The sequence below is a fragment of the Paenibacillus sp. FSL K6-0108 genome, from assembly GCF_045040695.1.
GTDB lineage: Bacteria > Bacillota > Bacilli > Paenibacillales > Paenibacillaceae > Paenibacillus > Paenibacillus pabuli_B.
Genome location: NZ_CP150288.1, coordinates 345,081 through 370,418, shown reverse-complemented (window position 1 = coordinate 370,418; position 25,338 = coordinate 345,081). Strand labels below are relative to the sequence as shown.

The 25,338-nt window shown below is 48.4% G+C and carries 25 protein-coding genes; 5 read left to right on the top strand and 20 right to left on the bottom strand.

Annotated elements, in window-relative coordinates:
- Positions 1–14: 14 nt before the first annotated feature.
- Both MHB49_RS01795 and MHB49_RS01790 read left to right on the top strand, forming a co-directional pair.
- Positions 15–371, top strand: a complete 357-nt coding sequence (locus MHB49_RS01795; protein ID WP_405154808.1) for a DUF1304 domain-containing protein — start codon at positions 15–17, stop codon at positions 369–371.
- A gap of 117 nt (positions 372–488) precedes the next feature.
- The gene (locus tag MHB49_RS01790; protein ID WP_405154807.1) at positions 489–1,292 is read left to right on the top strand and encodes a DUF4261 domain-containing protein; all 804 of its coding nucleotides are present in this window, start codon (positions 489–491) and stop codon (positions 1,290–1,292) included.
- Positions 1,293–1,585: 293 nt separating this feature from the next.
- Here the strand turns inward: MHB49_RS01790 and MHB49_RS01785 are convergent, their stop codons facing one another.
- From MHB49_RS01785 to MHB49_RS01730, 12 genes are all read right to left on the bottom strand, one after another.
- Positions 1,586–2,080, bottom strand: a complete 495-nt coding sequence (locus tag MHB49_RS01785; protein ID WP_405154806.1) for a GNAT family N-acetyltransferase — start codon at positions 2,078–2,080, stop codon at positions 1,586–1,588.
- A complete protein-coding gene (locus MHB49_RS01780; RefSeq protein WP_405154805.1) occupies positions 2,077–2,577 on the bottom strand; it encodes a hypothetical protein in 501 nt (166 codons plus the stop codon). The genes MHB49_RS01785 and MHB49_RS01780 overlap by 4 nt, the downstream gene beginning before the upstream one ends.
- Positions 2,578–2,758: 181 nt before the next feature.
- A complete protein-coding gene (locus MHB49_RS01775; protein ID WP_405154804.1) occupies positions 2,759–3,772 on the bottom strand; it encodes a LacI family DNA-binding transcriptional regulator in 1,014 nt (337 codons plus the stop codon).
- Between the two features lie 104 nt (positions 3,773–3,876).
- A complete protein-coding gene (gene iolB, locus MHB49_RS01770) occupies positions 3,877–4,686 on the bottom strand; it encodes a 5-deoxy-glucuronate isomerase (RefSeq protein ID WP_405154803.1) in 810 nt (269 codons plus the stop codon).
- An 82-nt stretch (positions 4,687–4,768) separates the two neighbouring features.
- Positions 4,769–5,821 (bottom strand): inositol 2-dehydrogenase, encoded by a 1,053-nt coding sequence (iolG, locus tag MHB49_RS01765; protein WP_405154802.1) that lies wholly within the window; start codon positions 5,819–5,821, stop codon positions 4,769–4,771.
- A gap of 71 nt (positions 5,822–5,892) precedes the next feature.
- Positions 5,893–7,368 carry a CoA-acylating methylmalonate-semialdehyde dehydrogenase gene (locus MHB49_RS01760; RefSeq protein WP_405154801.1) on the bottom strand — a complete coding sequence of 492 codons (1,476 nt, stop codon included), beginning with the start codon at positions 7,366–7,368 and terminating at the stop codon, positions 5,893–5,895.
- Positions 7,369–7,439: 71 nt separating this feature from the next.
- Positions 7,440–8,450, bottom strand: a complete 1,011-nt coding sequence (gene iolC, locus MHB49_RS01755; protein ID WP_405154800.1) for a 5-dehydro-2-deoxygluconokinase — start codon at positions 8,448–8,450, stop codon at positions 7,440–7,442.
- 227 nt (positions 8,451–8,677) lie between these two features.
- Positions 8,678–9,580, bottom strand: coding sequence for a myo-inosose-2 dehydratase (iolE, locus tag MHB49_RS01750; protein ID WP_405154799.1), 903 nt, complete (start codon positions 9,578–9,580; stop codon positions 8,678–8,680).
- 230 nt (positions 9,581–9,810) lie between these two features.
- Positions 9,811–11,676: a 3D-(3,5/4)-trihydroxycyclohexane-1,2-dione acylhydrolase (decyclizing) gene (gene iolD, locus MHB49_RS01745; RefSeq protein ID WP_405154798.1), complete on the bottom strand. Its 1,866-nt coding sequence runs from the start codon at positions 11,674–11,676 to the stop codon at positions 9,811–9,813.
- Between the two features lie 449 nt (positions 11,677–12,125).
- A complete protein-coding gene (locus MHB49_RS01740) occupies positions 12,126–13,013 on the bottom strand; it encodes an alpha/beta fold hydrolase (RefSeq protein WP_405154797.1) in 888 nt (295 codons plus the stop codon).
- Between the two features lie 584 nt (positions 13,014–13,597).
- A complete protein-coding gene (locus MHB49_RS01735; protein ID WP_405154796.1) occupies positions 13,598–13,933 on the bottom strand; it encodes a YolD-like family protein in 336 nt (111 codons plus the stop codon).
- A gap of 13 nt (positions 13,934–13,946) precedes the next feature.
- Complete coding sequence (locus MHB49_RS01730; protein ID WP_405154795.1) at positions 13,947–14,240, bottom strand: hypothetical protein; 294 nt, start codon at positions 14,238–14,240, stop codon at positions 13,947–13,949.
- Positions 14,241–14,360: 120 nt separating this feature from the next.
- Between MHB49_RS01730 and MHB49_RS01725 the strand changes: the two genes are divergently transcribed.
- The 3 genes from MHB49_RS01725 to MHB49_RS01715 all read left to right on the top strand — a co-directional run bounded on the left by MHB49_RS01725 (position 14,361) and on the right by MHB49_RS01715 (position 15,676).
- Positions 14,361–14,585, top strand: a complete 225-nt coding sequence (locus MHB49_RS01725) for a type II toxin-antitoxin system HicA family toxin (protein ID WP_076328831.1) — start codon at positions 14,361–14,363, stop codon at positions 14,583–14,585.
- Positions 14,586–14,669: 84 nt separating this feature from the next.
- A complete protein-coding gene (locus MHB49_RS01720; protein WP_405154794.1) occupies positions 14,670–14,996 on the top strand; it encodes a toxin-antitoxin system HicB family antitoxin in 327 nt (108 codons plus the stop codon).
- 206 nt (positions 14,997–15,202) lie between these two features.
- A complete protein-coding gene (locus MHB49_RS01715; protein WP_405154793.1) occupies positions 15,203–15,676 on the top strand; it encodes a hypothetical protein in 474 nt (157 codons plus the stop codon).
- 99 nt (positions 15,677–15,775) lie between these two features.
- Here MHB49_RS01715 and MHB49_RS01710 read toward each other — a convergent pair whose 3' ends face one another.
- The 8 genes from MHB49_RS01710 to MHB49_RS01675 form a co-directional block, all read right to left on the bottom strand.
- Entirely contained in the window at positions 15,776–16,627 is an 852-nt protein-coding gene (locus MHB49_RS01710) for a glycoside hydrolase family 25 protein (protein WP_405154792.1), read from the bottom strand.
- On the bottom strand, positions 16,614–16,829 hold the full coding sequence (locus MHB49_RS01705) for a holin (protein ID WP_405154791.1): 216 nt from the start codon (positions 16,827–16,829) through the stop codon (positions 16,614–16,616). Before MHB49_RS01705 ends, MHB49_RS01710 begins: the two co-directional genes overlap by 14 nt.
- A gap of 2 nt (positions 16,830–16,831) precedes the next feature.
- Positions 16,832–17,236: a hypothetical protein gene (locus MHB49_RS01700; protein ID WP_347388549.1), complete on the bottom strand. Its 405-nt coding sequence runs from the start codon at positions 17,234–17,236 to the stop codon at positions 16,832–16,834.
- Between the two features lie 53 nt (positions 17,237–17,289).
- Positions 17,290–21,381 carry an LPD38 domain-containing protein gene (locus tag MHB49_RS01695; protein ID WP_405154790.1) on the bottom strand — a complete coding sequence of 1,364 codons (4,092 nt, stop codon included), beginning with the start codon at positions 21,379–21,381 and terminating at the stop codon, positions 17,290–17,292.
- 13 nt (positions 21,382–21,394) lie between these two features.
- Complete coding sequence (locus MHB49_RS01690) at positions 21,395–21,973, bottom strand: hypothetical protein (RefSeq protein ID WP_405154789.1); 579 nt, start codon at positions 21,971–21,973, stop codon at positions 21,395–21,397.
- Between the two features lie 47 nt (positions 21,974–22,020).
- A complete protein-coding gene (locus MHB49_RS01685) occupies positions 22,021–23,721 on the bottom strand; it encodes a hypothetical protein (protein ID WP_405154788.1) in 1,701 nt (566 codons plus the stop codon).
- Between the two features lie 265 nt (positions 23,722–23,986).
- The gene (locus MHB49_RS01680) at positions 23,987–24,496 is read right to left on the bottom strand and encodes a hypothetical protein (RefSeq protein ID WP_405154787.1); all 510 of its coding nucleotides are present in this window, start codon (positions 24,494–24,496) and stop codon (positions 23,987–23,989) included.
- Between the two features lie 78 nt (positions 24,497–24,574).
- Entirely contained in the window at positions 24,575–25,297 is a 723-nt protein-coding gene (locus MHB49_RS01675) for a hypothetical protein (RefSeq protein WP_405154786.1), read from the bottom strand.
- Positions 25,298–25,338: the final 41 nt, after the last annotated feature.

The following is a 25,338-nucleotide window of genomic DNA, read 5'->3' as shown; positions in this document are numbered from 1 at the left end:
GCAAGGTGTTTCTTTTGATCAGTATCATTTTCGTCGCTATAGTAGCCATCGAGCACTTCTACATCATGGTGATGGAGATGTTCCTGTGGACGCGTCCACGCACCATGAAAACGTTCGGTCTTACTCCTGAACTGGCCCAATCCACCAAGTCCTTGGCTGCAAATCAGGGGCTGTACAACGGATTTCTGGCCGCCGGGTTAATTTGGGGACTCGTCTATCCGGATGAATCGGTCGGACAACACATTCAGATCTTCTTCCTGGCATGTGTCATTATTGCCGCCCTTTACGGAGGCGTAACCGCTACTCGGTCCATCATTATCAAACAAGGGCTGCCTGCGATTATTGCATTGCTTCTGGTTCTTTTCCTCTGATCGCCTGTTGACCATACCCTTCTGGATTCATTCCGAACTCCAATGTGGTAAGGTAAGGTTATAGAGGCATTGGATGATGCCCGATCACTGTGATTGGTCTGGAAAGGAGCACGCTTCATGGGACTGTTTGACAAGCTTCGGCGTCGCAAAAAGGAAGCTGCGCCCGCAGCCGGAGCCGTAAATACTGCTCCATATAGTGAAACCATCGTTGGATTTGTTTTGCTGGAAAACGAAGATTGTAATTTTGAGCAATTCATCACCACGATGAAAAATGAGTGGGATATTGAGATTGAGGAACGTCCGGAGGAAGGCAATCTTTTTTTCGAAGTGGATGGAATGCAGGTGGTGTGTGCACATATTAATGCTCCTGTACCTGACCGCGAAGTAGAGGAGAATGCCAAATTAAATGTGCTGTGGCGGGATGCGGTACAAGTCACCTCACGGCATCAATCTCAGATTATTGTCTCAGTTCTAAATGCAACCGACGCCATTCAGGCACATATTCTGTTCACCCAAACATCGAGTGCCCTGCTCCAGCTTGATCATGCGCTGGCTATATATATGGCGCCACTCGTGGTGGAAGCAGGACAGTACGTGGACATCAGTCGTGGAATCAAGGATCAAGAGCTGCCCGTATCCCTCTGGATCTTCATCGGATTATTTCAAAGTCCTGAAAACGGTGCATCGGCCTATACTTATGGGTTACGCAATTTCGGGAAAGAGGAGATGGAAATCACTCAATCCGCAAAGCCCTTAAGTGAAGTATTTGAAATGATGTATATGACTGCAACTTATGTTGTCGAAAATGATGTGAATTTGCATGACGGCGAGACACTTGGATTCTCCGCAGAACAGAAGCTGCCCATCACCCGTTCGGAAGGAATAGCTACGGAAGGCAACAGCTTGAAGATTGGTTTTTAAACATCGTTAAGAGCCGCCCACCAGATTGCTCGTACTGGGCGGCTTTCTTATGCTTTATGTACCGGATCTCCAAGGAATCACAGCATCAGACCGAATTCCAGTGGAAATCTATGATGAGGCTTTGGCATTTTTATTAAAATAGTCAAAAGGAACTGCCCTGTGAGCGCGAAGAAAATACATTGCGAGGAACACGCAGTCATATTTAAAGGCGCTTCCCTGAACCTGAGGGAGCGCCTTTTGTAGTTTCACACTCTTCATCTGAATAGGTTTGATATGTATGCAACAGACCATGATCACGGGTTCAAAGCACAAACCATCGTTACAGATGTACCACACATGCCTTTCTCAACGAACCCGAAACGCCGATAAAGCCGAATGGCTTCATTAGCCGGGTCAACACTAAGCGAAACGGCGTCAATTCCCCGCTTCCGAGCCTCATCTAACGCCGCCTGAATGAGACGGCTGCCTATTCCTTTGCCACGCGCCGTCTCGATCACGGCCATTCCCATCTCGGGTATAGCCGCATTAACATAACCATATCCCGCATTCTGATCATTAAAAAACCGCAACGTCACCGATCCGATACGCTTGCACTGAGAATCCACGGCTATAAATCCGAAATCCCCGTCTCTCCCCCAACCTTCAACGTACTTGGACATGCCGGAGCTATGTATGATCTCAGGTTCAAAAGGTTCTTCGCCCTCCCGCTTAAATAGGGATGCATACAACATCTCCCACAGAAAAGGAATATCCTGCTGCTCGATCGGACGCAATTGATACTCTGTCATTCTTTCCCCTCCTTCAAATTGGTAAAGAGGCGTTCCATCTCGTTAAAATTAATCGCGTTGGTAATTTCATAATCTTCGTGCTTGTCTCTCGTTTTGTACTCGCTGTATATTGAGACAGCATGTTCATTATAAAACGTAATTCCAAACCCTTCTGTAAATCGATCTTCTTTCTTAATCAAAAGCCGCCATTCATAGTAATATGAATTTCGCTCCGAGATATCCATTTTTCTCACTCTTCTAAGTTCGATATCTTTCGCAAGCTTCAGCATCTCTTTAATTTCCTGTGGATCTCTAATGATCACTTCTTCCTCATTGTTTGGATCGGAGGTCTGTATTTTTCTAATAGTTAGGAGCTCCAATGTATCCAACATGTCCATATGATCAATGACCTCGGCCCGAAAGGTACTGTATTGCTTGGACATGTACATGGGTATTGCAATAGCTGCAACAACGATTACAATCACTACACCAAGAATGATTTTTGTTCTTTTCCCCATCGAGATCTCCTCTCATTGTTAGGTGAATTAAAACATGAATGATTTTAATTAAGTATACCATCTTATCCAAAAATTGTTCCGTTTCAATAAAATAGTATTATACATCTTACCGATCATATCAAAGATGTAAATGCAATAAGCCACGTTTCTCCGTAGAGGCACATGGCTTGTGTCACTTTTTTTAATATTGACCTGGAACATTACCCGTCGACTCTCTAACTACCAATTCAGGCTTCAGGACAACTCTCTGCGTTAATTGGCTTTCATCTTTTAACTCATCAATTAATAAATCAACGGCACGACGCCCCAGTTCCTCAATAGGTTGGGCAATCGTTGTCAGAGGCGGACTGGTTACCGAAGCCAGAATCGTATTATCGAATCCAATAATAGATACATCCTCAGGCACACGCAGGCCAAGCTCTTTGGCAGCCTGAAGAGCACCAATCGCCTGCATGTCGTTACAGCAGAAAATGCCTGTAGTCCGATTCTTTTCCATGAGCAGCACGATCGCTTCTTTCTTGGCTGAACCCAGATCGGCGGATGACTCTCTCACCTGGACTGCTTCAAGAGAAAGCCCCGCCTTCTCCAAGGCTTCACGAAATCCGCGTACGCGTTCCTGACTGCTGCTTACTTTAAACGGTTCGGACAGCACCGCTACATGAGTATGACCCAATTCGAGCAGATGCTGTGCGGCCAAGGCACCTCCAAGCCTGTCATCAATGGCAACGGTATGAACCGACAATGACGGAATATGACGCGCAATCAGAGCAACAGGTATCGACTGTTGCAGGAGTGGGGACAGAATCTCGGCGTTATCGATACCTGTTCCGATCATCATGCCATCGACCCTTTTTTGCTGAAGCAGGTTCAGATACCGCTCTACCCGCTCGTCCTTATTGTCGGTACTGCAAATTACAACACTATAGCCCAGCTGCCGACTGCGATCCTCTACCGCTCTGGCCAGCTCGGCAAAATACGGATTGGAGATATCAGGCACAAGCAGTCCGAGCGTATACGTCTGTTTACCCGTAAGTGCAGCAGCAATAGCGCTCGGCTGATAGTGAAGACGCTCCATAATCTCCATGATTTCGGTGCGCCGCTTCTCGCTAATTTTACCTTTGCCGTTAATGACTTGTGAGACGGTTGCAATGGACACCCCCGCCTCGCGTGCTATATCATATATGGTTGCTTTCATTGTTATTTCCCCATTTGTGCTATATATAAATTCCCTTATATATAGGTAATCGTTTTCTTCTCATTATGCAGGGGGAAGTCCGCATACGCAACTTGAAGCCGATACTATTTCTTATTCATTAGCCAATCATGGTCTGGATCGTTATGGAACTTCCAGGTTCGGGTTGGCCCTGCCATCACATTGAGATAATAAACCTCGTATCCCGGAGGAGCACCAACTGGATGGTATCCACACGGAACCAGCACGACTTCACCGTTGTTCACTGCAAGCGTCTCATCCACAGACCGATCATCCGTATAGATCCGTTGAATGGCAAACCCCTGCTCAGGCTGCACTCGGAAATAGTACGTTTCCTCCAGCAATGACTCGTCAGGCAGGGCATCCCGATCATGTTTGTGCGGAGGATAGCTCGACCAATGTCCATCTGGCGTGAACACCTCAACGACGAGCAGACTGTCTGCTTCTTTTTGTTCCGGTAAAATGTTGTGAATCTGTCGTTCCAGATTGCCGTAACCACGCGTCTCAACACCTACATCTTCCGGGGCAATCAGACGAGCTGGATACGTGCCTTTACCTGGTGCCGCACATATGGCAATCTCCAATGCGGTAAGAGCCGTTAACTCTACTCGATCTGAACTGGATACGTAAATCGAATACGGAGGAATTTTCTCAAAAACACTCATTCTTTTCCCGATATTCTCCCACTTATATTCACGAGTACTTACATTTGCCAAGCCGCTGAGAAGCACAAGACAGAGTTCCTGATCCCCGCTCTCACGAGTTAACATCTGTCCCTCCGCAAGCTGCACGACCTGAAAACCAACATATTCCCAGCCTGCAGACTCGGGTGTTACCGTTAAAAGCGTTCCATCTGCTTTCGGCTTCATTACCGGTTTTACTACGCGTTCTGACATGCTTCCTTCCACCCCTTCCGGTATTTATCCTTCAACCTGATGGCTGTCTATTCGTTGAACTTATACAGTTATGAAAATGGTCCTACGGAGCTACCTTCTGCGATTCTACCGAAGTACCCTGGACTTCCCGCAGCTTCACAGGTCTGCCTTGTTCCATGGACATGCGCGCAGCAAATGCGATGCGTTCTGCCTGAACGGCATCATTCCCGTTCACGATGACAGGTGTATCGTTCCGGATCGCGTCGATGAACAGAGCTGTCTCCTGCACATACGCTTCATTGTATCGCTCCAGGAAAAAGTGCAGCGGCTTGTCGCGCATCAATCCGGTCGCTGTACTAATTTCTGCCGTATTCGGATGATCGTTCGCAGCTGCGGCGCTGCCCAAAGAGCCAAACACCTCAACACGCTGATCGTATCCATATACCGCTTGGCGGCTGTTATCAATGACGCCGATGGCTCCATTTTCAAAACTCATCGTCACAATGGCCGTATCCACATCGCCGTGTTCTGCAAAAACAGGGTGGATCAGCACATTGCCCTGGGCATAGACTTCCTCCACTTCACTCCCGGACAGATACCGGGCCATGTCGAAATCATGGATCATCATATCCATGAAGATCCCGCCAGACACCCGAATATACTCTGCTGGCGGCGGACTCGGGTCACGAGATGTGATTTTGATAATATGCGGATCACCAATCGTTCCCTCCTGCACATGTGCACGTACCCGCTTGAAGTTATGGTCAAAGCGACGATTAAATCCGATTTGCAGCTTTACCCCAGCCTTCTGCACGGCTGCAACAGCTGCCTGAGTCTGATGAAGGTCCATACTGACCGGCTTCTCGCAAAAAATGTGTTTGCCCGCCTGGGCTGCCTGTTCAATCAGGGGTACATGCGTATCTGTTGAGGAACAGATCAGCACTGCATCCACATTTGGCATGGCAATCAGCTGGCTGCTATCAGTCGTTACCACTGGAATGCCACGGCTGGAGGCCCATTCCTCCAGCTCGGGTCCTGCAAACAAATCACTGATGCCAATAATTTCGGCATGCGGGTTGCGCAGGAGATTGTCTGCATGAATCTTACCGATACGCCCAGCGCCGATGATGCCAATTCTCACTTTATCCTTGCCCATTCCGTTATCCTCCCTGTATGTGTCCATGTGGACTCAACGTTCTTCCATTGGCCTGGGTATGCCCTGAGAGACTACCAGCGGGCAGTAACCATCTTTTTGCGCGTATAAAATTCAACGCCGTCTGTACCATTGGCATGCAAATCACCGTAGAACGATTTCTTCCAGCCGGAAAAAGGGAAAAAGGCCATTGGCGCAGGTACGCCCAGGTTAATGCCCAGCATGCCTGCGTCAATCGTTTCACGGAATTGGCGCATGCTTGCTCCACTGCGGGTGAACAGGCAAGCTCCGTTGGCAAAATCGGAACGGTTGGCCAGTTCCACTGCTTCCTCCAGCGTATCGACCCTCGCCACCGAGAGCACCGGTGCAAATATCTCGTCCTTCCAGATCTTCATGGTACTCTGCACCTCATCAAATACCGTCGGACCAACGAAATAACCGGATTTGCCTGTTGCCTCATCTTTGCGACCGTCCCGGATCAGAGCAGCCCCTTCCTGTTCTCCGGATTCAATGTAGCTGAGTGTACGTTCCTTATGTGGACCACGAATGACAGGACCCAGGAATACTCCTTCATCCATGCCATTACCAATGGTGATGCGATCAGCAGCTTCCACCAGTTTTTGTACCAGTGTATCAGCGACATCACCCACCGCAACGACAACGGAGCAGGCCATACAACGTTCCCCGGCGGAGCCGAAGGCCGCGCTGGTGATTTCTTTCACCGTCAGGTCTAGATCGGCATCTGGCATAACGATCGAATGGTTTTTGGCACCGGCCAGCGCCTGTACTCGTTTGCCATGTGCGGATGCGGTGGTATAGACATATTCAGCCACGGGCTGTGAGCCAACAAAAGAGATCGCTTGAACATCCTTATGTTCAAGCAGCCCGTTCACGACGTCATGCGCACCGTGAACGATATTGAGCACGCCGTCCGGAAGCCCTGCTTCCTTGAACAGCTCGGCCAGACGGCCGGCCAGCAGCGGTGTGCGCTCGGACGGCTTCAGGACAAAGGTGTTGCCGCATGCAATCGCCAGCGGGAACATCCAGCACGGTACCATCATCGGGAAGTTGAAGGGGGTTATTCCCCCAATGACACCGATCGGGTACCGATACATGCCCGACTCCAGCCCGGTGGCAATGTCGGGCAGCTGTTTGCCCATCATCAGGTTCGGGGCACCTGCGGCGAATTCGACGCATTCAATGCCACGCTGCACTTCGCCGTAGGCTTCCGCGTAGCTTTTACCGTTCTCCAGCGTAACCAGCCGGGCGAGTTCTTCCCAGTGTTCTACCAGCAGCTGCTGGTAGCGGAACAGAATCCGTGCACGGCGGGGAACCGGTGTGCCGCTCCAGGACGGAAACGCCTCCCGTGCCGTCTGGACAGCCAAATCCACGTCCGCCTGTTCAGACAGCGGCACGTGTGCAATGACCTCTTCCGTAGCCGGATTCACGACCGGCTCCGTTCGGGTTGCCGCCGGGGTCACCCAGGCACCCCCGATCCAGTTTTGAACCATTGTCGCTGTTGCTGACGCTTCCGATATCCCTTTTCCCATAGCCCTGTCTCCCTTCGCTTATATGTGCTTTGCGTCAATTACTCCATCCACTCCAAGTACTTCAACACGCTTCAAGACACCGTAATTTCGCCCCGATTGCAGCGTTCGATATAGTCATTCACTTGTTCCACCGTTGGCATCGCATCCGAGCAGCTATGGCTGGAGATGACGATACTTGCTGCCGCACTGCCAAACGCCATGCTGCGTTCAATCGTCCAGCCCTGCATCAATCCATACAGAAATCCCGCCGCGTAGGAATCACCTGCTCCAAAGGTCTTCACCACACGCGCTGGGTAGCTGTCGGCTTGATGAGATAGCCCTTCACCTGTATAGGCAATGGAGCCTTCCTTGCCATGTTTGATGACGACAATTTTAGCTGAAAAGTCGAACCATTTCTGTGCGGTCACCTGATCGCTATGATCTGGATTATGGTCAAACGTCTCCATCATGTCGAACTCTTCACGAGTGCCCAGGATGATATCGCACTTCTCAGCCGCGAGGTTATAATAGACCGCCGTCTCTTCGGCTGATGTCCATGTGTAAGGACGATAGTCCAAATCAAACACAATGACTGTGCCATGCTTTTTCGCATATGTCAGGGCCTGGAATACCGCTTCACGCGAGGGACTTTGGGCGAGGGCTGTGCCTGAGATCAGCAGCATTTTGGAGTCGGAAATCAGCTGTTCCTGCACCTCTCTCGACTGCAATAGCAGATCAGCTACATTGTCGCGATACATCAGAATGCTGCAGTCGGTTGGACTTTTGATCTCGGTAAAAGCAAGCCCTGTCACCGCTCCGGTATCGTCCGTTACGACATTTGACGTATCAATCCCGTTCCGCTCCAGATAACTGTTGATGAACCTGCCCATCTGGTCGTTCGCGATTTTGCCGATAAACGCCGTTTCCATCCCGAGCCTGGACATGCCAATTGTAATATTGGCCGGAGAGCCGCCCACATATTTCGTAAAGGTCATCGTCTCTTCCATCGGGCGATTGATCTCATTGGCATTCAAGTCGATGCACAGACGCCCAATTGCGGTGAAATCCACCTTCCTAGAAGCAGGAAAGGATACGTAAGTCATTGTAGTTGAACCCCTTTCTGTGATGGGATTTTGGAGATTCATATCAAATTTTATTGAGAATTGCAGGTATAAATATTCAAGTTTTGTTTTGTTCCCGTTCCTTTGTTAGATCCAAATATGTGAAATGGTAACTCATGGGGTATCCGCAACTCATACATCAATCAAACTCATATATTCATCATCCGGTTTACCCCATGGTATGGTTATCTCGCCGTTGCCATGCTTTTTCAGCTTTGCTGGTATAAGGACTCCATGTATTTCAAGGATCGCCGCGCATAATCATACGGATTATGAATTGCAGGATCCTGTTCCCCTTCAAGCATCGCCCAGCCGTCATATCCTCGAGTGATCAATTCCTGCAGAATGGGAGCAAAATCAATACAACCATCTCCGGGAACCGTGAATACCCCTTTACGAATGCACCCTACAAAATCGGACTGTTCCGCCCGTGCTTCGTCCAGCACTTGAGGCCGGATATCCTTCAGATGAATATAGGCAATCCGGTCATAATGCTTGCGCAGGAGAGCTAACGGGTCCGCTCCACCATAGTAGGCATGGCCTGTGTCATAGAGCAAATAAACAAGAGATGGGTCTGTCAGTTCCATCAATTTATCGATCTCATCAGGCTGTTCAACAACAGTGCCGCCATGGTGATGATACGTCAGCTTCAACCCGTGCCCACGGGCGATGGCACCTGCTTCGTTCAGCCCCTCAGCAAGGATGTGCCATTCCGATTCACCGAGTCTCAGCACTTCTTTTTCATGTGGTGACCGCCTAGGATCAAAATGCAGCGAACCCCCTACTTCCGCTGTGCTAATCACCGTGCTTCCCATCGATTGCAGAAACTCAGCGTGTCTGCGATAGCTTTCCAGCTCAGACTGACGATACGCCGGATCGGAGAACAATACCGATTTCCACTGGGAAACAAGGCGTATGTTGCGTTTGCCTAATTCCTCTCTCAATGTGTCTGGATCCGTGGGATATTTGCGTCCCATCTCCGTACCTGTCAGGCCAAGTCGCTGGATGTCATCCAGAATTTGTTCACACGTTGTTGCATCCCCATGCTCCTTTACATCCTCTCCAACCCAGTTGATCGGATGAATTCCGAGCTGAAATGGCAGCTTGTTCATGGCTCCACGTCTCCTTTTGTGGTTCAACATTTTCGCTACTTCATTGCACCGTGATAATAGATGCATTTTGCATCATTCGATTAGACATTACTATTAGGTTCAATATATTTAGAGGAAAAAGCACCCTGATCCATTGCTCCATATAACGTATGGACGATGGGAATCAATCGGATCTGCATCTACTTTTTTCTGGATAGAAGTATACTCTTTGGATTGATGCGCATGCTCACTTAAATGAGTTTAGCTTTGGCCCGGTTTGCCTGCATCGCGAGGTGAGCCGTTACTACCTTTTCCTCGTTGGATACTTCTGGCACGCCAACATTCCACCAGGACTCATATCCGCCTGCATTGGTTCCAGGCACGACCGGAATTTCAATCAATGTAGTTACGGTCTCATTCCGTGCATCCCTTAGCGCCTGCTCCAATTGTTCACTCGTCTCTGCCGTATAGGCTTTGGCTCCAAGGCTGCGGGCATGTGCTGCAAAATCCATAGGCATGTAATCCCCAGTCAGTCGCCCGCTCTCCGATTCCCGATAGCGAAACTCATTGCCGAACCCGTCACTTCCGTGCTCCCGCTGCAAATTGTGAATACACTGGAATCCGTTGTTGTTGAATAGTAAAATGGTCATCTTCTTCTGTTCCTGCAAGCTTGTCACCAGTTCAGAATGCAGCATCAGGTAACTGCCGTCACCCACCATGGCATACACTTCACGATCCGGCTCAGCAAGGGCTGCTCCGAATGCCCCGCTCACCTCATACCCCATACAGGAGAAGCCGTACTCCATGTGGTATGTTTTTGGTGCAGATGCACGCCACAGACGGTGCAAATCTCCGGGTAAACTTCCCGCAGCACACACGATGACAGAGGAAGGATCAATGGTCCGATTAATGACACCGACCGCAGTGGTCTGGGCCAGCCCAGCCTCGTGTTGCAGTCCATACAGCCGATCCACTTCGTTGTTCCATTCATCCCGCAGTTCGGCGATCTCGGATGTTCCATATTCACTGTGATAATGCCGTCCCTGTAAAGCCGTTTGCAAAGCTTGCAAACCTTCCTGTGCATCAGCCAAAATCGCTTCCCCACCCAGCTTGGCAGCATCCATGCCGTTCAGGTTTATATTGATGAAAGTCGCTTCGGGATGTTGAAAAGCAGACCGGGACGCCGTCGTAAAATCCGAAAACCGGGTGCCGACGCCAATTACAACATCCGCTTCCCTGGCAAGCCTGTTGGCAGCCAGTGAGCCAGTAACACCGATGGCCCCCACATTAAGTGGGTGGTCCCAAGGTAAGGCACTCTTGCCCGCCTGCGTCTCGGCGACCGGAATGCCAAATACCTCGGCAAATTCAGCCAGCTGCGCGGATGCCTCGGCATACAACACACCGCCGCCGGCTATGATCAGCGGCTTCCTGCCACGGGCAATCTGCTGCGCTGCCCGTTCAATTGCTGCCTGGACCGGGGGACGACGGTCCAGGTAATGCACCTTGCGGGCGAAGAACGATTCAGGGTAATCGTACGCCTCTGCCTGCACATCCTGCGGCAGCGCTAGTGTTACCGCGCCCGTCTCTGCCGGGTCCATCAGCACGCGCATCGCCTGCGTGGCAGCAATCATCAGCTGTTCGGGACGCACGATGCGATCCCAGTATTTGCTGACCGCTTTGAACGGATCAGTAGCTGATATCGTATAATCGCTGCTTACCTCCAGCTGCTGCAGCACGGGATCTGGCTCACGCGTGGCAAAGTTGTCACCCGGAAGCAGTAAAACGGGAATCCGATTGACCGTCGCGGTTGCCGCTGCGGTAATCATGTTCAGTGCACCTGGGCCAATGGATGTCGTACACGCATAAATCTGTCTTCGGTTCTTCTGCTTGGCATAAGCAGCGGCTGTATGTACCATGCCCTGTTCATTTTTACCCTGCATATACGTCAGACTTCCCGGACTGCGCTCCAGTGCCTCTCCAATACCAGTTACGTTGCCATGTCCAAAGATGCCGATGACACCCTTCACAAATTTGGTTTCTACCCCATCAACCGAAATATATTGCTGATCCAGGTATCGCAGCAACGCCTGAGCCATCGTCAATCTAATGGTTGCCATGAAATGATCATCTCCCTTCCCTTTACGGGTTAAGCGCTTAATCTAAGTTAAGTTTAAGCGCCTTACCCCTAAAGGTTAAGCGCTTAATTGATATAGTATTACAGGCTGAGCGTTTAGGCAAGATATTTTTGTAAGCGTTTTATATAGATTAAATAGTATTCATATCTGAGGTTCAATACTTCACTGTCTATAAAGTAGTAGTCTCCATTTTTACTTCAAAACTTGTCATGCAGCACAAAACGACGAGGTTACGCCAATGAATGAGTACGCGAACGAGCAAAAAAAGCTGACATTCCTCATACGAGAAATGTCAGCCGCACCAGCTCTCTATGTCAATAACTCTGAAAAAGACGTTGCCCGAAGAAGCACTGAATCCTGTTCAAATATGGCCAACTGAAGCTACATAACATCTCTAAACAGCGATGATACAGTTCAGTTATTTTGAGGTATTAAATATTAATTTTTAAAACATAATTAATGATTTCTTGATTTATACGACTTGCCTGTTCATGATTTATACCATGTCCTGCATTTGCGATTATCTTATAAGAAATCTGGTTCCTATCTAACGCATCAATAGCTGCAGGGTAATTGCTCAAACGATCATGCTCACCTATAAAATAAATTGCCTTCTTTTTTAAAATCGAAAGTTCATTCACAGTAAATTTTCTATATCTATGAAACATCATAGACCTGTTGTTAAAATATTTCAGCAAAAAAGTCCAATGAGACATAATTTCTTTATTATTTTCAAATACAAATGAAGTATTGGGCGCACATAACTTTCTGAGTAATTTTCTTGTTGTTTTCTCGGATGATGGAAGCAATGCTTCTGGTAGAAAAAGCATCATCATCTTAATCATATTCACCTTGACTCCACCAGCCAGCCCTACCATCTTATTGACCTTAGCAGGATTTTTGATGGTGTAATAACTTGCCAAATAGGCACCATTGGAGACCCCCGCGATATTGATTGTGTCCAACCTTAGGTGCTGAAGTACTTGGTCGATCCATAGGGCCTGGTCAAAACTTTTGTTATAATTGTTATTCGGTTCGCTTTTACCGGGTCCCCCTATCGTATCAACAGCAATAACATAAAAGTGCTTTGACAAATCAGAGATATTATAAATCCACATTAACGCAGAGTTATCCCCTACTCCATGAAACAGCATCAAAGGAGGATTGGTGGATTCTCCCGCAATAATGAGGTGTGTTGAACCATATGCCGTACCGACATCCTCTTCTTGAACAGGTATTCCCCACTGGTCGAGCAGTCTCTGATAGGATGCGTAAATCTGTGCTTTACCTTCACTTTTTTTAAACGGGTTCACTGCCATACTTTCATCATCCTTTTCCAGATGTATTCTCATTAATGGAGAAGAAATGACCCTATTCTATTAATTCCTCATTACTGAACAGCTCATAGACTGGTCGATATCCGTATGAGGCCTTGATGTAATTTTCTTCTGAAATCAAAAAATACTATCTAGCTTGACATGCTCTTGTTTAAATCTTTTTCATTTTGGTAGGTTAACAAACGTTACACTAAAAGATTCTCATTAAGTATAACGTTCCTCACTACAATTTCAAATGTAAAACTTCACACTAATTAGAGCAGCTTTGAGATTGCATAACACAAAAAAGAGCAGGTTATCTTTTCGATATCCTGCTCTTTTTTTCAGTTCTATAAAGCGGGTGATGGGAATCGAACCCACGCTATTAGCTTGGAAGGCTGATTCTCACCCTATTCCGCAGTAGTCAGTTTCAGTCAAAAGATTGATGATAGAACATTTTTAAATATAAGGGGTGGTCATGAGCAGCGTGTACAATCTTTGAATACACGATTAACTGCCCCATGATTGCCCCTTATTATATAGAAGAAAAAAAATCCGCCAGGTATTTTCCCTAACGGATTTTAACTTCATATAGAAGCAGCAGTAATCTCTTCAATCCTGATCCAGCTGTAATCCTCTTCGCCTCTGACAAGCTTGATTCTTCTGCTTGGCTTATCAATCGCAGCGACGACGCCTCTTATCTCCTCGTCATCAAAAGGATTAAAAACCGTCAGAGCAACAGAGCAGCACTCCTGATATGATTCGAGGATCGCTCCCTCAATGAGTTGCATCTCCTGTTCATCCAGAACCGGCTTGCCTCGTCTCTCCTGTTCACTCATAGCTATCAGATACGCTTCTCGATGTTCTGGAAGGATTATACGAGATCCTTCGAAAACGCCATTATCCGTTAATTTGCTTGCCACATTTCATCCCTCCTTAATACTGGGTCCAGTAATCCGTATTGTTGGGGTTAGCTGATGGAGCTGTATTGAGAACCTTCGGCTTCTCAGAATCCCGCTCCCAGCCCTCCAGGATCACTATGTTAGCTGTATCCGACTTGTCTTCCCAATGTATGTACTCCGCTTTAATTAGACCGTTCAGAGCAGCCATAACATCGGACTTGCCCTTACCCGTTTTGACCGTCAATTCATGAACTGTGGGCATTCGTCGACGTCCACTTTTATAGTTGTATAGAATCCGAAGCACCTTGCGTTGATAATCCGTCAGCATATAATCACCTCAGTAGATATTATATGCGAACATATGTTCTTTATACAACAGAAAAATATTCCATAATAAGACTTGATTAATTAGTACTATATATGGTACTATATATGTAGGAGGTGAGACATGGCTAGGATAGAAAAATTGGTCCAAAAAATGAAAGACCGCCCCAGTGGAATCCAATATGATGAAGTTGCCAAGGTACTCCGGCATCACGGTTATGGGTTAGTGAGAAGCAACGGCTCGCACTTCCATTTCCGAAACCAAGCAGGAGACTTGATAACTATCAAAAAGGAGCAACCACTAAAGGCGGCATACGTCAAAGACGTACTGGACCGGATCGGGGAGTAGCACCTCCCCTTTCCTTAATTCTCATCATATCCTAGCCGATTATTAATGGCAAATCATAGCCAAAAGAAGGATTTAGCGTACTACATGGCCCTCCCGTATACGATACAAATCAGACCCGTGAAGGACGAGAGCGGTGACTATTTCTTCGCAACTGTTGCGGAATTAGATGGGTGCCAGAGCAATGGGAATACCTTTGCTGAAGCATACGAGAGTGTTCGGGAAGCTATGGAGGGACACCTGGCGGTAAAGTTGGAATATGGCGACGACATTTCTGAGCCGATCGGTGAGGATGAGTACAGTGGGAAGTTTAATCTTCGGGTACCTCGGAGTCTGCACCGGCATTTGGTGGAACGCGCAGCTGCTGAAAGTGTTTCGTTGAATCAATACTGCCTATTCAAATTAAGTAAGTAAAACCAGAAGAACCCTGTTAACCTTTAATGGTCGGCAGGGCTCTTCTGGTTTTACTTTTTTTTGATCTTTTCAAAAGATACAATTTTTAAATTAATATATAACTCCATGATCTATGATTAAGGTAACAATATTTGCAAGGATACGTTTGGGATAGGTTGAGCAAACTTAATATCGTAAATTAAATAAAAAATAATGGAGGATTTTCAATGCAGAGATACACAAGTACGACACCTGACTTCACCAAAGTATTTAATGGAAGTTTTACCGAGAATGTTGCATTACTCAACCCAAGCAGATTCCCTGTAAATACTGGAACAACCTCTACACCACCAACTGTTACAGCCCCCAATGCTATTGATCAAAACCCAGCATCTCCATGGGTTATGCCTGGTCCTTTGTGTGACCTATATTTAGATTTCCCGTATACAATTACAGTTCAGAAGCTTTATTTCCAAACCGCAACTTTAGTTGGTGTCCCTGGTATTTTATCATCTACGATTGAAGGTCAAATGAATGACGGAACTTGGGGAAACATAGGCTCACTAAGCCCCCAACCTATTGGCCCTGGCCTTCCAATGCCACTTTCGCCAATTGATGTAGTACCGGGGGATTATAAAGCAATAAAGTTTTCTGTTAACTGCAATGTTCCCGCAGGAATATTTGACATCAAATACTCCTAAATTGAATTGTACAAAAAAAGGGCACTACCGGCGAAATGCCAGCAGTGCCCTTTTACCGATTCTTTCGGATTCAATTTAAATTTACCATAATTATACTTTTTAGTCAACATAGCGCAACATCCGGCTAACCACGGCTCCAAGCTCCTCACGAGTAACGTTCGCCCCTGGACGCGTACCATCGAAGAAACCCTTCTCCGTTACTTCCTTCCAGACTGTCTCCGCCCACTTACTTGGCACGTTAATGTCTCTTTCCTGTGTCACTGGCTTGTCCTCCTTTACCGTTTTGCTGTATTTGGCTTTCAGTTCTGCAACCGTTCCGTCAAACTCATTCAGATCTACATTACCGCTGATCCCATCAACCTTCCGGTTACCCCGTGGCAGATATCCACCAGCCGTCCCATCGCTGTACTGCCAGAAGTCCCATCGTGTCCAGCCGGATGCATCAGCAGGCGTTTGGCTGCTGTATCGGGCAATCCACAACGGGTATCCGCTCAGGCCGCTAAAATTGCCGATGAACGCCGGGTATGTATACACCAGCGGTTTAATTCCGGTCAGCTTGTGGATCTCCGAAAGAAACGTTGTGGCTACAGCCGTAATCGTTGCTTTGCTATGACCGTTTTTGTTGGACTCATAATCCATGACGGGAGGCAAGTCAAATGTGCCAATCCCGCCAGCATCCTGGATAGCCCTGTAGAAATTCTGTGCTTCCGCCTTGGCTGCTTCAACGCTGCCAGCAGAGTCATCCACGTAATGGTATACACCGATCAGAAGACCAGCTGCTTTGGCGTCTCGGACAAACTGTAGAAACTTTGAGGACCGGAAGGACTTACCCTGTGTGGCTTTGATGAAGACGAACGAAATTCCATCAGCAGCCACCTTTTTAAAATCGATATTACCGTTGTGATGGGATACGTCAATCCCCTGAGCATTGCCTGTTTTACGCGCTTGCATCTGCATCATCCCCTTTACTTACTTCTGGCAATCCTGCCAAACTGGTGAGCAAACTAGTGATTACTGATAAAACAACCGTACCGCCCACTACACGCCAATCGACCTCAGAATATAGAGTAGTTGCACCAATAACACCAATTGCCACCTGGGCCCCTGTTTTAATAGCTCTGACTCCTGCTGCTTGCCACCAATTCTTATTCACAATTACATACCCCCTAATTTGATTCCGGCCCATACAGCCGCAATAAGTAGTCCAGTCAATCCAGTTAACGCAGATCCATATACCGTGCGTTTCAGCCATTTCTGATCCTCATCATGCTTATCCAACCTAGACAATGCTTCTTCAGCATTGCGTTTCGCGTCATGTGCAACGTCCGCTGTCTTCTTCAATTCCGCTTCCAGCTCCACAAGTTTTGTGGCCGTCTGCTGAGCCGTCTGTAATGCCTCTTTGGAAACGTCTCTTACCTCGGCAACAGCTGGTACCAATGCGGCCAGCGGCTTGATCCCCTCTTCAATCCTGACCAGCTGCAACTGCAGAGTGACGAGTGTGTTCATATTTTCCTGAAACTGCACCTGCATGTCCTTCACACCTCCTGGATTAGAATCCATCTGATTTCCCCCTTCTCTATGAAAAAACACGCCCAGGAGATGAGCGTGTTGGTCTATTTTTGAAGCTTCATAGCCTCTCTCGAAATCTCATTTCTCTGGGCAAGCAGCGGCTCAATCTGATCGCGCTTCTGTTTGGCCGATAAACTCGCATCGCCCTCTATCGTACGGATCTGCTTATTGATCTTGCTCATTTTATCGGTTGCCCTGTCCAGTACCTTCAACTCAAGTGCTTTGGACTTATCAAACGGAACACCGTTTAATTTCGCTGAATCCTTCTCGTTGGACAATTCCGTCTTGCGGGTATACAGCTTGTCTGTACCCTTCGTGGACTGAAGTGGATCCACGAGGAACGCCTTGAAGAAAGGCTTCTGCTCCAGGCGCTTCTCTGGACTCGCGGGCCGGTCTACTGCACCTATCCCTTTCAGAATGGAGTCCATTGCTGATGTGGCGTAGGTACCGAGTCCGGCCGTCAAGCCCTGAATGGTGTTATCCATGATCCGCGGCGAACTAAAGTTCTTTAGCATCCCTTTTTCGCCTGTCGCTTTGGACATAATCCCAGCCAGCAGCTTGGCCACCTCAGTCGTCCGGGTTGGATCATATTGATCTTTATACTCCAGTCCTTGTTCACGCTGCGGGATGATCGCACCTTCACGGAAGAATGAGTAATTGGCCATCCCCTCAATGAAAGGCCAGAGACCTGTGATCTGCACGGGCAGCGCGGCATCACTCATGGTACGGCGCATGAAACCGTCGAACGCATCCGGATCCTTATCCAGGACAAACTGTGCAGCTCGTTCCGGAAGATTCGCAAAGATCGGTGCGATATCAAAGGGCTTCGGGATCCGCGCTACCATATCGGTACCAGGAATCGCCATCAGCCAAAAGGTATCGCGCATCCAATCCGGAGCGTCCGCAATGGTCTGCTTCTGAGTCTCATTGGCAAATTGCCGGTTGGCCGCAATGATAGCCAGCGTGGGCAGTGTAGCTGCTGCAAACATCCGGGTTGTTGTGCCTACCGGGTTATCCCTGATCGACCGGATCAGCTTACTCTTACCCTGAATATTTGCATTGAGGAACGCAATAATCTTGTTCGCCTGGCGAACACTTAAACCAGCACGGGCAAAGTCCATCAGGTCCCGTGATCGATAGGCTGCTTCCTGTTTACTGACGCCCTGACGCAATGCCGCCCGATATTCACCCACTTTGGTTGCGGACTCTGTGGTATCTGTGATGGCACGAAGAACGTTGATGAACGATTTACCTGTAATGATATTCACGAATTTCTTGCCTGGCTTCTCTCGTAAGACGCTTTCCAGAGCCTTCTTGTGCACCTCACGGTCCATGGATAGAACGTTACCGTAAGAGCCTAGATTTTCAATCCACTCCTGGTACAGTGGACCTTTCTTAATGGACTGGATGAGCCCCACAGTGAAGTCCGTGATCGGATTAAACTTGCTGTTACTGGTCACATAAGCCTGAAGAATATCCCGCATCGGGTTCCGCAGTGAAAATTCAGGAGTCAAGGTTGCACCTGCACGAAGCAAGGAGGCAGGCTTGGACAGAATATTAATGAGCATGTTGGAGGATTCCTGGTCCAGATTCAGCATGGCACGGTATACCTCTGGCTCCACTTCATATTTAACGTTGTCACCGTTCACCCGGACATTGACCACATTCTTCCGTCCCACTTGCTCGTCCGGACCAAGTTTACGAATGAAGTTTTCCTCCACATCGATGTCAGCAAGGCGTTTCAGCTGCGTGGCCACTTTATTCCGCTCAGCTGCGTTCGTAGACTGGAAGATATTCCGCACCATATTGATTAGCGGATCATCCACTTTACGCTCGGATCCCTTCAAAGCCTTGATCGGACTGGCTACGTTTGCGAGTGCTTGGGAGACACTACCGCCAAATCCTTCCGCGGAATCTTCAAACGCACGAAACATCGGGATGTAGTTCTGCCACCGATCAGCAAGCACATCGGATAGTTCCTGGCTGACTACGCCGTTTTCCACTAACTCTTTCATCATATCTCGGTTGAGCTGCACCAAACCTTGCCTTGCTGCTTCCAATTCGGTGTTGCCATATTTCTGGATAATCGCATCGATCTCCGCATTGGTGAATCCCGATTTAATCCCTGCAGCATTAATATCCCGAGCGTGTACAGCAACTGCATAGTTCCCCAGCTCGTCGGCTGAATAACCGGCATCTTCGATTTGATTAATCAGAGGAGCCAAACGCTCCTTGACCACCTGGTTCGCTTTCTCTGGCGTTCCTTTGAAAAGTCTGGCCATCTTATAAATGCTGTTCTCTGCGCTGGCCACTTTTCCGGTTACCCGTTTTTCCAATCCTTCTAGCGCGGCCACTTCATCAACGAACTGCGTCCGTACACGCTCCCATTTCTTCTCAAATGAAGTTGTCGATTTCTTAACGCTGCCTCTGCGCACTTTGTCGGCAAACGTTTCAGCTGTACCTGCGCCGCTCTCGTTAAACGCCTTGGTAGCCTGACCTTCCTTCGTGGCCAGTCTCTCCTGTTTGCGCAGCTCTTCTTTCGCCATTTGATATACTTTCTCAGCGCTCGGGCGGAATTGTTCACCAAGCTCCTGAACCATTTCCTCCGTCCAGTCTGAGAACTTAATCGTCCCTTTACCCAGTTTGGCTGCTCCGATAATCGCGTAGTCGCCCCACTCAGGTAACGGGTTAGAGTTGATATTCCCCCGCCGCTTTGCAATGCGTTCACGAGCAGCCTGCTCAGCCGAGTCCAAGAAATCATACACCCGATCCCGAACACGAGAGTTCTGAACGGTGTCCACAACCTGGGCGGCTTCCTGTTCCACGCGTGTAGAAAGCTTTGGTGCTTGCTCAGCGGCCTGGACCGGTCTACCTGGACGACTGAACAGAAAATCATCTGAAGCAGGTTTAGGTGCCGATGGGATGGACTGTTCTGCTTGATATTTCCGGACAGCTTCAGTTCTAGGGTTAGCCACTTGCGAGCTCGGGCTGGTATTCGTTGCCATGTCCACCTGACTCAAGGTCTGCTGCTGAGGTATCACCGCATCAGGGACATCCGATTGTGGCCGCACGGTTGGAGTCGGTGAAACGTCAGTTTGTGCTGGCACTGTTTCAGGCAATCTTTGCGCAGGGTTTGCAGTCGGATTGGTTATGTCCGCAGCTTGGCTAACCGTTGGAGGCAGCGTGTCTGGTAGAGCCGCCCCTGCTCCCTTGGACTTGGCCAGCAAAGACCGAATCCCTGCACCAGCTCCGGCAATCAGCAGGTCACCACCTGCCCCTAGGCCAGCGCCCAATGAGGCATTTTTCAGAATATCGCTATTGCTATGCTGCCCCTGAATCAGTCCCATATTGGTATTACTGATCGCTCCTGTAGCTGCACCACGAATAGCCGTCTCAGCTACCCTTCCTGCTGTCGTTGGACTCAAGCGTGGAAGGATCTTGTTAATGCCGCCGCCAACTAAATTCGTCAGACTGTTCCCGGCACGGGTAGCCATCACACCATTTGCCGCTTTCCACGGAGCGGTGATGAGGTTGCCCCCTCCTGCAGGGTTAAACCCGGCACCCAGGATCCCACCAGCAATACCTGTTATGTCGGCCACTCTGTCCGCGGTGGCATTACCTGTCGAACCGGGAGCCATGGACGGGCCGCCGAGAAGCATACCGCCTCCTGTACCTACCGCACGCGTGACAAAAGAACCTACGGGGTTACCGTAGGTCAGATCGTTCATCAAATTGGAAAATGGCGAAACAAAGTCAGCAAATTTGCTCTTAGCAGCACTGTCAGCTATTTTCTGTTTGTTTATCTCGTATTGACTCGGCTGAGGCGGTGCTGGTGTTAGGTCAAATCCGGTAGCTTGTTTATATGACTGAATTGCTTGCGGATCTCCGGCCATAGATCTACCCAGGGTTGAATTCATATAGATGTCAGATCCAGGCTGAGTCAGCGCAGGCGGCAAGGCTGATTTCAGCTCATTCATCGACTTTTGATTTGCAATATAGTTCTGTACCGCCTGTGTACGCGGATTAATAGGCGTTTTCGGTTGCTGTAAATTAAGAGTACCATTCAGCGCAGATTCACGTATCTCCATCGCCTTCTTGCGCTGTTCTTCTGAAAACTGTTCAAGCCTTGTCGCCATACGCTTTTTCCTCCTATAGCATGCTAAGTGCGTCCTGAAGCTCTTTCTTAAATCGATTTGCTACCGCTGATTGCACTTTAGCTGAAGACGACTTGAAGTATTTGGCGCCGTTATTTGCTCCGCGCTCTGCATACAATCGTTCGAGAATTTGTTTATCAGACATCATAGGTGTGATGCCAGCATTCTTCACGACCTTGGCAGCTCCCCCGGCTCCATGCTGTACAGAGGTAGACCAAAGCGCAGCTTGAACAGCTGGAGACCTTTTGTTAACGTCCAATCCTGTACTTTTCAGGACGGACTTGGCTACAGGATCGTAGAACACCTTTTTAGCGTAGTCATGCTGATATTGACCAAAGTTCTTATTTGATGCAGCAACCTGTTTCCATGCATTATCAAACGCTAAACTTCCAACGGGGTGGGAGACTAGGGTTTTATAAGCAGATGGGTCCGTATTTTTCAGGGACTGGACAAAGCCTTTTGCTGATCCCTGGTTGGTTGTAAATTGATATATCCCATAACTGGCTCCGCCAATGTCACCGCTTGTACGGGCAACCGTGCCAGTGTTACCACTTGATTCATATTTGGAGGACAATGCTCCTAAAGCTGCTGCTGAAGCTCCGGTGGCGGATCCAGAGCTAGTCAGTTTCCCGGGTTGTTACCGTATTTTTTGTCAAACTCCTGGATCTCCTTCTGCGTTAGACCCATGGACAACATGACTTGGTCGTCTTGGCCAATTGGTAGGCCATAGCTTGCGATCTGCTGATAAAGCCGTTCTTTAGTTGCTGAATCTTTAGGTGGGGCATATTTCTCAGTTGTTGGGTCAATGTATTGCGACTGCAACGCGCTCAATACCTGTCCAGGTGTCATACCGCTATACTCAGCTGCGGGTGCGTTCTGCAGACCAAGCCATGCGCGGGAATTTTCATCGTTGCTAATGGCCAGCATGGCATTCCGATATGCACTGTCATCCTGTTGTTGCAACTGCTGGAGCGCATAATTGAGACCAAACTGAGTAGCGTTCTGCTCAAACTGTGCCGACCATTGGCTATCTGCAACAGCATCTCGCGCTTTCTGGTACGCAAACTGGTCTGCTCGGAATTGATTGTCAATACCAACCTGTTGCTGATTGAATGCTTGATTTTGCCCAGCGAGTGTAAGTTGGCCGTTCGGATTCGCTGCCTGACGTACCAGACCGCCCCAATCTGACTGAGGTGTGATCAGCTTGCCGGATGCATCCATATACATGCCCGCTGCTGCCAGATTCGCCTGTTTATTGCCCAGATCTATCTGCTGGCCTGCGAGTGTCCGAATACCAGGGTTAACCTTAGCAGCATTTGCGCTGCTGACATTAGCTCCGTACTGACTGGCATCGATGCCCATGGACGTCAGCTGGCTACGAATGAAGTCCGCTTGCTTACTGAGTGTTGCCCGATCCTCTGCCGTGATGCCTTTTGTTTCAGCCTGTTGCTTCAGGCTAAGTAAGTTATTGATTGCGTCCCGCGCTTCTGTAGGAAGGTAATTGCCCGTAACCTGTGCCTCCTGCAACGGATTCTGGAAGTACTCCTGGTTCTGCAGGCCGTAGAGATTGCCGAGGTTCCCAATTGCATCCTGGCCAACTCCATAGTTCATTTGCTGAACCTGCAGATCCCGATTAGCATCATCACTGTAACGCTGATACGCTTGCGCCATGAGCTGAGGAACCAGGTTGTTAGCGATACTCTCCATAGCATTCGTTCCGATCTGATTGGCCACCGTTTCACTCCAGGAGGACTTACCTTGACCCGTCGCACGTAAGCCCGCATTCGTATCTGCTTGCTGTGTGGCCACATTCCGTTTGGCTTCTGCGAGTTGAGCCTGATACGCTGGATCAGTGTTCTGATCATAGACAAACGCGTCCGGCTTCGTGAACTGGAATCCGGACTGTTTATTAATGAAATCATCGATTCGGCCCAGTGTTGCCTCTGTGCGACTACCTGGTATCGCAAAGTTATTCTGTGCTGCAGGCGCTGCCTGTACGTTGGAGGCCGCCTGAGCCATCGGGGCTTGATAGCCCAAGTTTGTGTTCAGATACTTCTGTTGTGCCGAAATATCCAAACCCTGGTTCTGCCGGTTCGTGATCGTGGCTAGTGTCCGGGCAATTTCACTTTGCCGATACGCATCATCGTTCTTGATCTGCGCCTGGTTGGACACAATGCTTTGGCGCCCTGGTACATTTGCGGATGCGTAGTTAATCCCGCCGTTACCGAGTGTTGGCGAATTAGCCGCGCCAGTTACCGTAGGAGTTTTGTTGGTGATCGGATCTTTCTTTTCTACCACTGTTCCAGTTGTTACATAGACCATTGCGCACCTCCTTGTTGCAAAATAAAAAGACTCTCGGATGAGAGCCTTTCAAATGTACTAATCATTATTCAATTTCTCGACCCATTGACCAGAATGAGCATTAAAGATGAGAATCTCTCCGGTAAATCTGTTCTCCTTTATAGGAAACTTTGTACCACTCGCATTTGTGAATTCATAGTATTTATATGAAGTCGGATATATCAGTAAACTGAAAACAAATAGTAAAATTAAGGTTGAGGCTAAAATACCAAAGATGCGCTTCATCTTATTTCGCCAGTGCAGACAGTTGGGATTCAAGATCCGCGAGTACGGTCTGTTGTTCTGTTAATCTGTCTTTGTAATTTTTAATAAATACCTTTTCGCCCTTATCAACATAACCAGGCTTCTCAGTTTCTTCTACCATTCCCTTTAACATCAACTCGGTTTCAGCAATGCGTTCTTTCTGATTAGCTATCCGTTCATTCAGTTTTGCAACTTGATCCTTCACGCTTTGCCCCTTTCCCGGAATTGTCGCAGTCGGGGATGACTTTTCGTTCAGGACGATCCTTTTGTCCTGCATGCTCACATCGTAGCCAGCAGCCTCTCCGATTACACGAACAGGTGCATAGCTTTTGCCATCAATGATAATAGCAGTATCCAAAGCCTGTCCGTTCAATTCCACGACTGCTTCTCCCTGAATCTTTTTGCCTACTAAAGATTTAATATCATCAGCGAAAGCTGAGGCGGAAAGGACGAATACTGCACCAGCAAGGAAGCCAGCAATATACTTTTTCATTTCGAATCTCCCTTATACCATTTTCCACCAATATAACACAGCTTCCGCAGTAAGATATCCAAATTGCTCCAAATCGTATCATCTATCTTCAAGCGCTTCGATTCTATCAAAGGCTTCTCTCAATTCATCGCCAAGCGTCCGCCCAGGATTGTCAGCATACAACACATCCCAAGAAGAAAACCTCATTTGCGGAGCAAATACATGGATAGTACTCCCAGCTTGTAGCCCTAGAGAGTTTGCTCCTTCTAATATGGGATAGCCTAGGAGGTTATGAAGCCTACCACGATATGTGCCTGTAACCGTAAACGCAACCGCTGGAGAACCTCCATAATTCGGTTCAATTGCGATATGGTTGTTCGCGTTCTGGTATGCCCCGAACACATTCCCCGTAGCGCTCATCTCGCAGCGCGGGTACGCATTACGCCGGGTAGCGATGTAGGAGCCATAGATCTCAATCGATTCGATCAAACCAGCAACGATATGCCCCAGGTTTGCGCTGATCGCGGAGAGCTCACCGACATCGATCTTGTCTGCAACTACTGCACCCGCTTGGATTTTCTCTGTCGTGATTGACCCAGCTTGCAGCTTCTCAGTTGTGATTGCTTCGGCCTTGATGTTACGGGCTTCGATACCATCGACTCGGATATTGTCGAAGGCTACGTTACCGTTCAAGATAAACTCCAGTTCCTTGGCCATCTTGGCTACGGTGTTGGCTAGGTCCTTAATATAGGCTGCCATCACAGAAAGATCTTTCGTATTGGGTGGTGCAGCTATTCGTGGTGCATCACTCCATTGAGACATACATAACACCTCCGTCAAGTAGGAATTTATTTCCTCCTGTC

Bases quoted from the DNA above. Each gene is read 5' to 3' on its own strand.
- MHB49_RS01760 (WP_405154801.1), bottom strand. From the start codon at position 7,368: ATGGGAAAAGGGATATCGGAAGCGTCAGCAACAGCGACAATGGTTCAA.
- MHB49_RS01720 (WP_405154794.1), top strand. From the start codon at position 14,670: ATGGCCCTCCCGTATACGATACAAATCAGACCCGTGAAGGACGAGAGC.
- MHB49_RS01710 (WP_405154792.1), bottom strand. From the start codon at position 16,627: ATGCAAGCGCGTAAAACAGGCAATGCTCAGGGGATTGACGTATCCCAT.
- MHB49_RS01700 (WP_347388549.1), bottom strand. From the start codon at position 17,236: ATGGATTCTAATCCAGGAGGTGTGAAGGACATGCAGGTGCAGTTTCAG.
- MHB49_RS01685 (WP_405154788.1), bottom strand. From the start codon at position 23,721: ATGGTCTATGTAACAACTGGAACAGTGGTAGAAAAGAAAGATCCGATC.
- iolD (WP_405154798.1), bottom strand. From the start codon at position 11,676: ATGGCAACCATTAGATTGACGATGGCTCAGGCGTTGCTGCGATACCTG.
- iolG (WP_405154802.1), bottom strand. From the start codon at position 5,821: ATGGGCAAGGATAAAGTGAGAATTGGCATCATCGGCGCTGGGCGTATC.
- MHB49_RS01780 (WP_405154805.1), bottom strand. From the start codon at position 2,577: ATGGGGAAAAGAACAAAAATCATTCTTGGTGTAGTGATTGTAATCGTT.
- MHB49_RS01740 (WP_405154797.1), bottom strand. From the start codon at position 13,013: ATGGCAGTGAACCCGTTTAAAAAAAGTGAAGGTAAAGCACAGATTTAC.
- MHB49_RS01785 (WP_405154806.1), bottom strand. From the start codon at position 2,080: ATGACAGAGTATCAATTGCGTCCGATCGAGCAGCAGGATATTCCTTTT.
- iolB (WP_405154803.1), bottom strand. From the start codon at position 4,686: ATGTCAGAACGCGTAGTAAAACCGGTAATGAAGCCGAAAGCAGATGGA.
- MHB49_RS01715 (WP_405154793.1), top strand. From the start codon at position 15,203: ATGCAGAGATACACAAGTACGACACCTGACTTCACCAAAGTATTTAAT.
- iolE (WP_405154799.1), bottom strand. From the start codon at position 9,580: ATGAACAAGCTGCCATTTCAGCTCGGAATTCATCCGATCAACTGGGTT.
- MHB49_RS01675 (WP_405154786.1), bottom strand. From the start codon at position 25,297: ATGTCTCAATGGAGTGATGCACCACGAATAGCTGCACCACCCAATACG.
- iolC (WP_405154800.1), bottom strand. From the start codon at position 8,450: ATGACTTACGTATCCTTTCCTGCTTCTAGGAAGGTGGATTTCACCGCA.
- MHB49_RS01725 (WP_076328831.1), top strand. From the start codon at position 14,361: ATGGCTAGGATAGAAAAATTGGTCCAAAAAATGAAAGACCGCCCCAGT.
- MHB49_RS01695 (WP_405154790.1), bottom strand. From the start codon at position 21,381: ATGGCGACAAGGCTTGAACAGTTTTCAGAAGAACAGCGCAAGAAGGCG.
- MHB49_RS01775 (WP_405154804.1), bottom strand. From the start codon at position 3,772: ATGAAAGCAACCATATATGATATAGCACGCGAGGCGGGGGTGTCCATT.
- MHB49_RS01790 (WP_405154807.1), top strand. From the start codon at position 489: ATGGGACTGTTTGACAAGCTTCGGCGTCGCAAAAAGGAAGCTGCGCCC.
- MHB49_RS01730 (WP_405154795.1), bottom strand. From the start codon at position 14,240: ATGCTGACGGATTATCAACGCAAGGTGCTTCGGATTCTATACAACTAT.
- MHB49_RS01680 (WP_405154787.1), bottom strand. From the start codon at position 24,496: ATGAAAAAGTATATTGCTGGCTTCCTTGCTGGTGCAGTATTCGTCCTT.